Source organism: Aequorivita sp. IT1183, from assembly GCF_058068265.1.
This window is the reverse complement of sequence record NZ_JBYRHS010000003.1, coordinates 146,937-160,425: the sequence shown is the minus strand read 5'-3', so window position 1 is coordinate 160,425 and position 13,489 is coordinate 146,937. Positions and strand designations below refer to the sequence as shown.

The window sequence follows — 13,489 nt, the reverse complement described above, 5'->3', positions numbered from 1 at the left end:
ATTTCATTATCTTTGTCCGGTTGAAAAATTCGGTTGAAAACTGAGTATTTTTTATAACGAACTACCTCTTTATGAAAGAAGAAATAAAAGCCCACAATAATGTGTTGGCACTTATAGGCAACACACCGTTGATTAAGCTTGCTAAAATTACCCACAAGATGAAGGGTAATTACTTTGCAAAAGTTGAAGCGTTCAACCCGGGGCATTCTACAAAAGACAGAATAGCTCTTTATATTATTGAAGAAGCTGAAAGAAAAGGAATCTTAAAACCAGGCGACACCATTATAGAAACCACCAGTGGTAACACAGGTTTCAGTATTGCTATGGTCAGCATTATTAAAGGTTACGAATGTATTTTGGCTGTAAGTTCAAAGTCTTCGGCAGATAAAATTGATATGCTGAAAACCATGGGCGCTAAGGTTTATGTTTGTCCAGCAAATGTTAGTGCAGACGATCCGCGCTCGTATTACGAAGTTGCAAAAAAACTTCACAGCGAAATAAAAGGTTCGGTTTACATCAATCAATATTTTAACGAATTGAACATTGATGCACATTACCTATCTACTGGTCCCGAAATTTGGGAGCAGACTGCGGGACAAATCACGCATTTGGTAGCTTGCAGTGGAACGGGAGGAACTATTTCTGGAACTGCACGTTTCCTAAAAGAACAAAATCCAAACATAAAAGTTATAGGAATTGACGCTTATGGCTCTGTGCTTCAAAAATACCACCAAACAAAAGAATTTGATTCCAATGAAATCTATCCATACAGAATTGAAGGTTTGGGTAAAAATTTGATTCCAACGGCAACAGATTTTAATATAATTGACAAGTTTGAAAAAGTAACAGATGAAAGCAGCGCACACACTGCGCGCGAGCTTGCTAAAACTGAAGGTCTATTTGTGGGTTATACCAGTGGTGCTGCAATGCAAGGTTTAAAACAACTTGAAGAAGAAGGAGAATTTAATGAAGACAGTAATATTGTAGTTATTTTTCCTGATCACGGCTCAAGATATATGAGTAAAATTTACAATGACGACTGGATGAACCAGCAAGGTTTCTTTGATTCTGAAACTGCTGAAATTCATAAGATCGAGTATATAAAATGAGATATTAATTGATAATATTATTGTAAATCCCGAAAGCACTGTGTTTTCGGGATTTTTTATTGTGATTAAATACGATAACTTAAAATCTCATGCCCAAAATCTAGAATCTAATGATAATTTAATTAATTTTGTCCTCTATTTTAACAAAAAACTTAATGAAAGATTTATTCGATAAAATCTACAAAGATAAAGGTCCGTTAGGGAAATGGGCTGAACAAGCGGAAGGCTATTTTGTTTTCCCAAAACTGGAAGGTCCAATCTCTAATAAAATGAAATTTAAGGGAAAGGAAGTAATCACTTGGAGTATCAATGATTATTTAGGGCTTGCCAACCATCCCGAAGTTAGAAAAGCAGATGCCGAAGCAGCTGCAAAGTGGGGATCTGCTTACCCAATGGGTGCTCGAATGATGAGTGGCCACACAGATCTACACGAACAATTGCAGCGCGAACTTGCTGCCTTTGTGAGCAAAGAAGCGGCGTATCTTTTAAATTTTGGATACCAAGGAATGGTTTCTACAATAGACGCGTTGGTTTCAAAAGATGACGTAATTGTTTATGATGTTGATGCACACGCCTGTATTATTGACGGGGTTCGTCTTCACCTAGGGCAACGCTTCACTTACAGACACAACGATATGGAAAGTATCGAAAAAAACCTACAGCGAGCTACTAAGGTTGCTGAAAAAACTGGCGGTGGAATTCTACTTATTTCTGAAGGCGTTTTCGGAATGCGCGGTGAACAAGGAAAATTGAAAGAAATTATCGCACTTAAAGAAAAATATAAATTTCGCTTTTTCGTAGATGATGCTCATGGTTTTGGAACTCTTGGTAAAACAGGAGCCGGAGCAGGCGAGGAACAAGGAGTGCAAGATGGTATTGACGTTTATTTTGCAACTTTTGCAAAATCGATGGCAAGCACCGGCGCTTTTATTGCTGGTGACGAAGAAATTATGAATTACCTTAAATACAATCTGCGTTCGCAAATGTTTGCGAAATCGTTGCAGATGGTTTTAGTTGAAGGAGCATTGAAGCGTTTAGATATGCTTCGTACAATGCCAGAACTTAAGGCTAAACTTTGGGAAAATGTAGACGCTTTACAAGGCGGACTTCGTAAAAAAGGTTTTGATCTTGGAACAACGCAGAGCTGTGTTACTCCAGTTTATTTAAAAGGAAGTATTCCAGAAGCAATGGCGTTGGTAAAAGATCTTCGTGAAAACCACGGAATTTTCTGCTCAATTGTTGTTTATCCGGTAATTCCGAAAGGATTAATTCTATTAAGAATGATTCCTACGGCATCACACACTTTGCAGGACATTGAAGAGACTTTAGAAGCTTTTTCATCTATCCGCGAACGTTTGGAGAATGGAACATACAAACGTCTTTCTGCTGCAGTTGCAGAGGCGATGGGAGAATAAAAAAATTCCTGTGAAGACAGGAATCTCGATATAAAAAAATCCACTTTTTTAAGGTGGATTTTTTTATTAAATATCTTTCCTAAACGTACTCCGCTCTTTATGCTGCACTGGATTGTAATCCTTCCAAAGCAACTGCACGGCAGTGTTTTCTTTTAATTCAGGATTAGTTTCAACGGTGTGTATTCCTTTTGAATTGAAGAGATATTGCATTTCTTCAAAAATAATTGCGGTTACGCCTTTTCCTTGGTACTCAGGATCAATTCCTATTAAATAAAAGGCTGCGGTATCGTTCTTTTTCTGTGCTCTTAAAATATGACTCCACCCTAAAGGAAAGAGTTTACCATTCGCTTTTTTCAGTGCTTTTGAAAACGATGGCATCACAATGGAAAAAGCAATCAGTTTTCCGGTTTCATCTTTTATGCAACAAATATAATCGGGGTGAATAAAGCCGAAATACTTCTCTTTATAATAATCAATTTGATATTGCTGAATAGGAACGAATGTTTGTAGGGTGTTGTAAGTTTTGTTTAGCAGCCCGAACATATCATCCACATAAGGCAAAATTTCCTTTTTATCCTTAAAACGAATTACTGAAAGTTTGTAGCGCTCACGAATAATTCTTGAAAATTTAGATACTTTTTCAAAAATGGTATCCGGAATTTGCAAAGTATATTCAACCCAAGTAGCTTGTTTTTCGTAACCGAGTTTTTCCAAATGCTCGGCGTAATACGGAAAGTGGTACCAAGTAATCATGGTATTTAATTCTTCAAAACCCATAGTGAGAATACCGGCTTTTTCCATATTACTAAAACCTACTGGCCCTTCGGCGTACTGTAAGTTGTGTTCACGACCTTTTTCGTAGGCTTTTTCCAGAAGTGCTTTGGTAACTTCAATATCGTCTACCATATCCAGCCAGCCAAAACGAATTTTTTTCTTTCCTTGATCGTTTACTTCTAAATGGTTTATAATAACGGCGATACGTCCAACTATTTCATCATTTTTATAAGCCAAATAATACCAAGCTTCGGCGTTTTTAAAAACAGGGTTTTTGTTAGTATCTAAGGTTTCCATTTCGTCCTTAATTAAAGGTGGAACCCAATACTTACTGTCTTTGTAGAGTTTAAAAGGAAAAGTGACAAATTTTTTGAGATCACTTTTAGAGGAGGTTTGTTTTACAGTAATCATATAAAATGTTATTGTTTGCCGTTATCGTCTAAATCTAATTCTTCTTGGCGATCTTGTTTTTTATTTTTCTCTTTCTTTTCGTCAGCTTTTTTATTTGCATCGTCTTCCAAATATTCATCTTTGCTGTGCATATCAAATCGATACGCCAGCCCAAGACGACCATAAAACTTTGACGGGGTATCTTTTAAACTATATGTAAGTGAAAGATCAACTTGAAAATCATTGTTAATCAAAGCTGCAGCGCCACCACGAAGTAATTGATCTGCATAAAAATCGCTTTTAAAACCTTGGTTTTCAATAAATATTGAAAAATAGCGGTTAGTTGCGTGCGTTATGGTTACGATGTACCCGTAGGTTGGAAACTCTGTTGTAACGCGGTCTGCGAATATATTGGTTACTAAAACCCACCCTCCAATAAAATTGTTTTGGGTAGAAATTACAACTTTTGGACTTAGCACACTTTCTGGTTCGGGCGTAAATGGATTATCTGCAAAATCGAAATTAGCTCCCGCATAAATTGAAATTGCGGGTATTAAATCTTCTAATTGAATTTTGTTATTTTTTTTCCAACTATATAAGTTTGGGCCTTTTAAATCGCGTTTTCTGTATGGATCGTAAATTAAATATTTGGCGCCAATAGTGTTGCTTGTAAAATTAGAAAGATCGTATTCCAAAACTGCAGCAGAGCGACTATCGGTAACTGTGTTTGATTGAAATTCACCCATAAGGCTCACCTCTAAACGTTCTTTCCAAAAACCGTAACGAATGGAATAATCTATATTCCAACCATCTGTTTCAGTTTTTAAGAGCGAGTGTTTTTCTTTTCCGTAGCTGAAACCAGATTCAAGCTGAAGTATATTTGTACCTACCGAAAATGCTCCTTGCGATCCACCAGGTCTGTTCGGATTTATCATTTCGGTATACTGTGCAGAAACTTCTGAAAAGGCAAAAAAACTGAGCAGAATTAATATGGGGAGTTTGATGTTCATGGATTGTTGGGTTTAGTTCAAAGATATAAGATTTTACCATTAATTTAATAGTCAATATTCGTCTTTTTATACATCAATCCTTATTTTTGGAAACAATTTTGACAGATATGATGACATTCCTAAAAACGATACTGATCGTTCTTCTGGTATACTTTGCGCTTAAATTTCTTATTAGGCTGGCTACCCCTTACTTAATGCGCTATATTTCGAAAAAGGCTGGGCAGCAGTTTGAGCAATTCTTCGGAAACAATTCAAACGTGAATTCGAAACGCGAACAGGAGGGAAGTATTACAATCGATAAAAATCCTACAGGTAATTCCAGAACCAGCAAAAAAGTTGGAGAATATGTGGAATATGAAGAGGTAGAATAAAATGACGGTTTGAATCACGTTTGTGAAACAGGACTTTTCTGAATCACTATCTGTTGTGCATCTAAACGTCATGGTTCGTGTTTACCTTCAATACTGGTTTCTGCTTTCAAAAAAAAACCCTAATTTCCCCACTTCAAATTTATAAGCCAAATTATGCTCGCCAACTATAAAAAGTTTCTTCCTCATTTAGTTGTTTTCATTTTATTCATCATTGCATCTTTAGCCTATTTCAACCCCGTTTTACAGGGCAAAAAAATATTCCAAAGTGATATTGTTCAATACACAGGAATGGCTAAACAGCAAAACGATTATCGTGCGGCAACAGGCGAAGAAACCTATTGGACTGACGCAGCTTTCGGCGGAATGCCTACGTATCAACTTGGTGCAAAATATCCAAATAATTACATAAAAGATTTAGATCTCGCCATTCGTTTTCTGCCTCGTCCGGCAGATTATTTGTTCCTTTATTTTATAGGAATGTATATTCTCTTTTTAGTGCTTAAAGTTGATTATAAATTAGCTTTTCTCGGCGCTTTAGCATTTGGTTTTTCAACGTATTTAATTATTATTTTAGGTATTGGCCACAACGCAAAAGCCCATGCAATAGCCTATATGCCCTTTGTTTTAAGTGGAATTTTACTAACATTTAGAGGAAAATATCTCTGGGGGTTTTTATTACTTACCGTTTCATTGGCATTGGAACTCGTAGCAAACCACTTCCAAATGACGTATTATTTGTTGCTTTTGGTAGTAATCATCGGAATTGTTTATGCAATTGATGCTTTCAAAAAGAAAATGTTGCCACATTTTTTTAAGGCAGTGGGAATAATGGCAATTGCCGTTATAATTTCTATAGGTTTAAATGCCACAAATATTTTGGCTACAAAGGAATACGCAGACACTTCCACACGTGGCAAAACGGAGTTAACGATAAACGCCGATAATACACCGAAGGACAACAAAACGGGTCTCGATTTCGATTATATTACTGAATATAGCTACGGAAAACTAGAAAGTTTAAACCTGTTTATTCCCCGTTTTATGGGAGGAAGTTCTACGGAAGCATTTCCAAAAGATTCAAAAACTATTGAAAGTTTAATGCGAATGGGCGCTTCTTCTCAAGAAGCAAATCAGGTATTAAGTCAAATTCCGATGTATTGGGGAGACCAATCATTTGTAGGAGCACCAGCTTATATTGGCGCAATTATTATTTTTCTCGCAGTTTTGGCGTTGTTTTTAGTTCGTGGAAGATTGAAGTGGTGGATTGTTACTGGTTTTGTATTAACCCTGCTACTTTCTTGGGGTAAAAACTTCAGCGGACTCACAGAATTTTTTATTGATTATGTGCCGCTTTACAATAAATTCCGCGCGGTTTCTTCAATACAAGTTATTATAGAATTGATTCTGCCAATCCTAGCTATTGTTGGGTTGCATCAGTTTTTCAGTAAATTTGAACGTGAAGATGAAAAGAAAAAAGCGCTGCTTTATTCAACAGGAATCGTTGGCGGACTTACTTTAATTTTCATAATTTTTAAATCTACACTTTTCGATTTTGCGAGCCCATACGATAGCTATTTTAGAGATGAAATGGGGCTTCCATTCTTGGAAGCTATTCGCGAAGATAGAATGTCGCTTTTCACTTCCGATGCATTTCGTTCATTGATATTTGTGCTTTTAACGGCAGCTGTTCTTTGGTTTTTCATAAAAGGAACATTGAAAAAAGGATTTGCAATCGGCGCACTTTGCGTCTTGGTTTTGGTCGATTTAGTGGGCGTTGACAGAAGATATGTAAACGAAGACGACTTCGTGCAAGCAAGAGTAGTTGATGAACCGTTCCAGAAGAATGGAGCAGACATGCAGATTTTGGAAGATGATGGCCATTACCGTGTTTATGATGCCTCAATAAATGCTTTCAACAGTGGGCGCGCTAGTTATTATCACAATGCTTTAGGCGGGTATCATGCGGCAAAGCCTGGTAGAATGCAGGATTTATTTGAATTTTATATTTCAAAAGGAAATATTGGGATTCTGAATATGATGAACGTCCGCTATATAATTGTGGAAAGCAAAAATGGTGGGCCAGTAGCGCAACGTAATCCCTACGCAAATGGTGATGCTTGGTTTGTTGAAAATGTACTTCCCGCTGAAAACGCCAATGAAGAAATACAACTTTTAGACAGTTTGGATACTAAAAAAACCGCTGTTATAAATAAAGAATTTCTTTCAAAAATACCTACGCAACAAATTAAAAGAGACACGGTTTCTACAATTGAACTATTTAGTTATAAACCTAACCATATAGTTTATGAAGCTTCTACAGATACTGACCAACTTGTAATTTTTTCTGAAGTTTATTACCCAAAAGGTTGGAATGCCTACGTAAATGGTAAACCTGCAGAATATTTCCGCGCGAATTATTTGCTGCGGGCAATGGTAATTCCTCCGGGAAACAATAAAATAGAATTTAAATTTGAACCAAAAGTAATCCAAACCGGAAGCACTATTTCGTTAGTGAGCAGTATCATTTTTCTGCTTATTTTATTAGGCGGCTTGTATTTGGCCTATCGGAAAAAAGAAGTAAATAAATCAAATTAACAATAAAGTTTTGAAGTTCTTTGCGGCCTAAAAAGCATCGAAAATTACGAATGTTACTGAGTTATTTAGTTATAAAGTTATTTAATATATAACTCACTAACTAGTACCAAAAAACTGAATAACCTAAAATGAAACACGCCCTAATCATTACATATTATTGGCCTCCAGCAGGTGGTCCGGGCGTACAGCGCTGGTTAAATTTTGTAAAATACTTTCGAGAGTTTGGTGTAGAACCAATTGTTTACGCGCCCGAAAACCCGAGTTATCCTCTAATTGATGAAAATTTTACTTCAGAAATTCCTTCGGATATTGAAATAATTAAGCAACCAATAAACGAACCATACCGCTTTGCAAGGGTTTTTTCAAAGAAGAAAACTAACAAAATGAGTAGCGGGATTATTTCAAAAAAGGAAATTTCGGCAATGGAGAAGTTGATGCTCTATGTACGCGGCAACTTTTTTATTCCCGATGCGCGTGTAGGTTGGGTGAATCCTTCGGTTGAATTTCTGTCGAAATATATAACAGAAAACGCTGTGGATGTTGTAATAACAACTGGTCCGCCGCATAGTTTACATCTTATTGGAATGCAACTTCAAAAGGAATTTAATATAAAATGGATTGCAGATTTTCGTGATCCTTGGACCACAATTCACTACCATAAATCACTTCGATTAAATAAAACTTCAGAACGAAAACACAAAGCATTGGAAGCTTCGGTTTTAAAAACTGCAGATTTAATTACCGTTACGAGCCCGACTACAAAAAAGGAGTTTGAAATGATAACCGAAACTCCAATCGAGGTTATTACAAATGGCTATGATATTACGGACGAAGTGGATTTTAAGATGGATTCATCTTTTTCGATATCGCATATTGGTTCTTTATTAAGCGAAAGAAATCCGGAAGTTATATGGAAAGTGCTTTCCGAAATTTGCAAAGAAAACGCTGCTTTCAAAAAGGATTTGATTCTTAAATTTGCCGGAGCTGTAAGCGATGAAGTAAAGAAAAGTCTTGAAAATTTTAAGCTACTTGCAAATTGTGAATTTTTGGGTTACGTTTCTCATCAAGAAGCTATAAAACTGCAACATCAAAGTCAAGTACTATTGTTAGTTGAAATAAATAGCGCCGAAACCCGTGCTATTATTCCCGGAAAACTTTTTGAGTATTTAGCCGCCAGACGGCCAATTATTGCATTCGGACCAAAGGAAAGTGATATTGAAGAAATCATTACCGAAACTAAATCTGGTAAATTTTTCAGCTATTGGGACGATGATGATTTGAAGATTGAAATGCTCCAGTTATACGAAAACTTTAAAAGTGGCGACTTAAAAATTGCTTCCGAAGGAATTGAAAAATACAGCAGGAAAGAATTGACACGGAACATGGCTTCCCTAATTTTAAAAGAATAATTCTGAATAAAAAAACCTTCGATCTCCGCCAATGGCGAATCACGAAGGTTTTCAACCAACCAAAAAACTACCTTTTATCCGCGTCCTCCTCGTGAGCTAGTTTCATTTTTGGAACTACTTCTGGAGGTTTTTGCACTTGAATTGCTTCGTGATGGAGCGCTGGATTTAATTACTGTGCTGCGGCTCGCAGTTTCTCTTTTGGGAGCCTTCGTTGTATTTCTTGTTACCGTACTACTTCTGTTATTTGAAGGAGCAGTTTGCGTTTGTCTTTGAACTGTTTTATTATTAGAAACTGTTCTAGGATTGTTTGAGCGAACTGTACTTTCCTTTCGTGTGTTATTATTAACTCGGGTGTTGTTATTATCTCTAGTAGTAGTCGTGTTTCTGGTAGAAGCATTGCTAGAATAGTTTCTATCGCTTTGCTTGTTACGGTCAACCGTTGCAGCGCCTTTACTGTTGGTGCTACTACTTCTAGTTACAGTTTCACTTCTTGTGTTATTATTTCGAACGGCACTGCTGTTTCTGGTGTTATTGCTTCGAACTGCACTATTATTACGTGTGTTGTTGTTTCTAACTGTACTATTACTATTATTTCTTACCGTGTTATTTGAACGTGTATTACTTGTAGCAATCATTGTATTTTTTCTGTTGGGATTATAATCTCTATTTACAGATGCTCTCCCTTTCTTATCGTAAACACGACTGCCTGGGCGATAGAAATCTCTGCGACCATTGTGGTATGCTACTTTATGTTTCTTTTTGTAATATACTACGTGATCGTGATAACCGTATCTAACTGGCGAATAATATCTTCTGTAAGGCATATCATAAACTACGCAGTGCGAATAAATTGGTGGTGCGTAATATACGTGCCAAGGACGATATACATAGTATGGATTATATACGTTTATAAACCCGGTGTAATGTGAATAATAACCATAGTTATTATAATGAACATTTAATCCACCTACTTGTACAAGGCGTCTTTTATTGTAGCGAATGTCTACATTTCCTGCTTGAATGATTCTACCGTATTCATCATAGTAAATGGGAACACTCTCTACTTGAATCACCGCGCCGTAATCATCAAATTGTACGTATGCTTCGTAGTCATAACCGGAGTTGTAACTAACATTCACATTTGGGGTGCTAATAGTTACTTGCGATCCATTTTGTGGACCAACATATACAAAGTCGAATTGACCATCAGGAAATACTGAGAATTCTACATCGCCTTCAACGAAGATGTAAGCGTTACCATCATAATCTCTTCTGAGTTCATTTTCACTTTCGGGGGAAGTTGCATTTGCAGAAATTCCCACTAAAAGGATACTGAATATAAGGGCTAGGTTTTTCATAATTCTAAAATTTAAAAGGTTCGTACTTGCTTTATGTTTTTTGGTTCGCTGAGTACGATTATGAATAACCAACGACCGTGCCAAAATTTTAAAAAACTGATTATCAGTGAGGGTTTTGGGATGTTGCAAACCGAAAAAAGTATAAAATTGAAAATTGTTGAATTAAAAAATCCGCTAAAGTATTTTACCACTTTAACGGATTTTTAAAAACTAACCAACCAAAAACTTAATCTCTATTTATTACGTTTCAATTAGTGTGCCAAAAAGATTTTATCAACTCTAAAGTTTCTCCTTTAAATAGCTTGCTGTAAATGATTCTTTGTTTTTCGCAACTTCTTCCGGAGTTCCAACGGCTACAACTCTTCCGCCGTTTTCACCACCTTCGGGACCAAGATCTATAACGTAATCTGCGCATTTAATTAAATCGAGATTGTGTTCTACAACTATAACCGTATGACCTTTATCCAATAAAGCATAAAAGGAAGCAAGTAGTTTTTTTATGTCGTGAAAATGAAGACCGGTTGTAGGTTCATCAAAAATGAAAACAGTTTTTTCTTTTGAAGTTCCTTTCACCAAAAACGATGCTAATTTAATACGTTGCGCCTCACCACCAGAAAGCGTAGAGGAGCTTTGCCCAAGCTGCACGTAGCCAAGCCCCACATCTTGCAGTGGCTGTAATTTTGCCGCAATTTTAGCCTGCTTATGCTCGCCGAAAAATGCAACAGCATCATCCACGGTCATTGTAAGTATATTGTCTATGTTTTTGCCCTGAAAAGCTACTTCTAAAACTTCTTTTTTGAAACGTTTTCCGTTGCAGACATCACAGATTAAATGCACATCGGCCATAAATTGCATTTCGATAGTAACTTCGCCTTCTCCTTTGCAAGTTTCGCAACGTCCGCCATCTACGTTAAAGCTGAAATGTTTCGCTTTGTAACCACGAATGTCTGAAAGTTTTTGAGAAGCGTACAAATTCCGAATGTCGTCGTAAGCCTTAATATAGGTTACTGGGTTACTTCGGCTGGAACGACCAATTGGGTTTTGGTCAATAAATTCAATGCTTTTTATGGTGCTAAAATCTCCCTTTATTTCTGAAAACTGACCGGGTTTTTCACCATAACCACCAATTTGCCGCATTAGGGCAGGATAGAGGATTTTCTTCACCAAAGTACTTTTTCCGCTACCAGAAACACCTGTTACAGCAGTAAATATATTCAGAGGAAAAGTAACATCAATATTTTTTAAATTATTCTGGCGCGCACCAGTTATAGAAACTTTATTATTTGAAGTACGCCGTTTTTTCGGGACTTCAATTTCCATTTCGCCATTTAAGTATTTCGCAGTTAGCGATTCAGATTTTAGAATTTCAGCGTAATTACCTTGTGCTACAACTTCGCCGCCAAAGGTTCCAGCTTCGGGACCAATATCTATTATTTCGTCTGCAGCTTTCATTATGTCTTCATCGTGTTCTACCACAATTACGGTGTTGCCCAAATCGCGAAGGGCTTTTAAAACCACAATAAGCCTTTCAGTGTCTTTTGGATGAAGTCCGATGCTGGGTTCGTCTAAAATGTACATAGAACCCACGAGACTGCTCCCTAAAGAGGTAGCGAGGTTGATGCGCTGCGATTCTCCACCCGAGAGCGTATTCGATTTGCGGTTCAGCATTAAATAACCCAAGCCAACATCTTGTAAAAAGTTGAGGCGATTGTTTATTTCAAGCAGCAAACGTTTCGCAACTTTTTCATCAAATTCTGAAAGTTTCAAATTTTTAAAAAAGTCTGCTGTTTTATCTAAAGGCAACTCTACCAACTCTTGAATTGCAGTGCCATTTATTTTAACGTAATTAGCTTCGGGACGTAATCGTTTGCCTTTGCAGGTTGCGCATTTTGTTTTTCCACGGTAACGCGAAAGCATTACTCTGTTTTGAATTTTATAGCTTTTCGATTCTAAAAAGGAAAAGAAAGAATTGAGGCCTTCAAAAGATTTGTTGCCGTCCCAAACCAGCTGCTTTTGTTCGGGAGATAATTCAAACCAAGGTTTGTGGATTGGAAAGTCGAATTTATACGCACTATTTACCAATTGGTCTCGATACCAACTCATACTTTCTCCGCGCCAAGGGAATATTGCATTTTCATAAATTGAAAGAGAGGTGTTCGGAATTACCAAATCTTCGTCAATACCAATAACATCGCCGTAACCTTCACAAACGGGGCAAGCACCGTACGGATTATTAAAACTGAAAAGATGCACGTTCGGTTCTAAGAAAACCATTCCGTCTGCTTCAAAACGATTGTTGAATTCGGTTATTTTGTTTGAAGAAAGTGTTTCGATATATAATTCACCTTTTCCTTCAAAAAAAGCAATTTCAATAGCGTCTGCAAGTCGGTTGTAGAAATCTTCATCGTCCTTCGTAATAATACGGTCAACAACTAAATCTATTTTTTTAGGGAACGATTTCCCACTTAATTCATCTATTCTAACAACTTCGCCTTTAACTTTAATTCGGGAATAGCCTTGTTGCGCCAAAGACTGAATTTTGTTTTCCATTGTTCGGCCTTCTTCTAAATGAATAGGGGCAAGGAGCAATAATTTCTCCCCTTCGGCGAATTTTTTAATAAAACTTATAACATCTGTAGTTGTATCTTTTTTAACTTCTCTTCCAGAAATTGGGGAAATTGTTTTTCCAATTCGAGTAAAAAGTAATTTTAAATAATCATAAATTTCTGTCGAGGTGCCTACGGTGGATCGTGGGTTCGTTGAATTTACTTTTTGCTCAATTGCAATCGCTGGCGAAATACCTTTTATGGAATCTACTTTCGGTTTATCTAACCTTCCCAAAAATTGGCGTGCATAACTGGAAAGGCTTTCAACGTAGCGTCGCTGGCCTTCTGCGTAAAGTGTGTCAAACGCCAAACTTGATTTTCCGCTACCGGAAAGACCTGTTATTACCACCAATTTATTCCGAGGAATAGCAACAGAAATATTTTTTAGGTTGTGAAGTTTTGCACCCTGAATAAGAATGTATTTCTTTGTATCTAATGTTTCGGTATTCAAT

9 protein-coding genes are annotated in these 13,489 nt (G+C 36.9%); 5 read left to right on the top strand and 4 right to left on the bottom strand.

Features of this window, described 5'->3' with window-relative positions; translation table 11 throughout:
* Positions 1–71 precede the first annotated feature (71 nt).
* The gene (gene capA, locus AC3RVF_RS06365; protein ID WP_489689775.1) at positions 72–1,109 is read left to right on the top strand and encodes a cysteate synthase; all 1,038 of its coding nucleotides are present in this window, start codon (positions 72–74) and stop codon (positions 1,107–1,109) included.
* Between the two features lie 155 nt (positions 1,110–1,264).
* Positions 1,265–2,524, top strand: coding sequence for a cysteate-C-fatty acyltransferase (gene capB, locus AC3RVF_RS06360; protein ID WP_489689776.1), 1,260 nt, complete (start codon positions 1,265–1,267; stop codon positions 2,522–2,524).
* A 66-nt stretch (positions 2,525–2,590) separates the two neighbouring features.
* On the opposite strand, the gene AC3RVF_RS06355 is transcribed toward capB, so the two are convergent.
* Both AC3RVF_RS06355 and AC3RVF_RS06350 read right to left on the bottom strand, forming a co-directional pair.
* Positions 2,591–3,709, bottom strand: a complete 1,119-nt coding sequence (locus AC3RVF_RS06355; RefSeq protein ID WP_489693011.1) for a GTP cyclohydrolase — start codon at positions 3,707–3,709, stop codon at positions 2,591–2,593.
* An 8-nt stretch (positions 3,710–3,717) separates the two neighbouring features.
* Positions 3,718–4,698 carry a transporter gene (locus tag AC3RVF_RS06350; RefSeq protein WP_489693010.1) on the bottom strand — a complete coding sequence of 327 codons (981 nt, stop codon included), beginning with the start codon at positions 4,696–4,698 and terminating at the stop codon, positions 3,718–3,720.
* 107 nt (positions 4,699–4,805) lie between these two features.
* On the opposite strand from AC3RVF_RS06350, the gene AC3RVF_RS06345 reads away from it, so the two are divergent.
* From AC3RVF_RS06345 to AC3RVF_RS06335, 3 genes are all read left to right on the top strand, one after another.
* Positions 4,806–5,069, top strand: coding sequence for a DUF4834 family protein (locus AC3RVF_RS06345; RefSeq protein ID WP_489689779.1), 264 nt, complete (start codon positions 4,806–4,808; stop codon positions 5,067–5,069).
* A gap of 153 nt (positions 5,070–5,222) precedes the next feature.
* Positions 5,223–7,664 carry a YfhO family protein gene (locus tag AC3RVF_RS06340; RefSeq protein ID WP_489693009.1) on the top strand — a complete coding sequence of 814 codons (2,442 nt, stop codon included), beginning with the start codon at positions 5,223–5,225 and terminating at the stop codon, positions 7,662–7,664.
* Positions 7,665–7,792: 128 nt separating this feature from the next.
* Entirely contained in the window at positions 7,793–9,073 is a 1,281-nt protein-coding gene (locus AC3RVF_RS06335) for a glycosyltransferase family 4 protein (protein ID WP_489689781.1), read from the top strand.
* 74 nt (positions 9,074–9,147) lie between these two features.
* Here the strand turns inward: AC3RVF_RS06335 and AC3RVF_RS06330 are convergent, their stop codons facing one another.
* Positions 9,148–10,431 (bottom strand): hypothetical protein, encoded by a 1,284-nt coding sequence (locus AC3RVF_RS06330; protein ID WP_489693008.1) that lies wholly within the window; start codon positions 10,429–10,431, stop codon positions 9,148–9,150.
* Between the two features lie 279 nt (positions 10,432–10,710).
* Positions 10,711–13,488: an excinuclease ABC subunit UvrA gene (gene uvrA / locus AC3RVF_RS06325; protein ID WP_489689783.1), complete on the bottom strand. Its 2,778-nt coding sequence runs from the start codon at positions 13,486–13,488 to the stop codon at positions 10,711–10,713.
* Position 13,489: the final 1 nt, after the last annotated feature.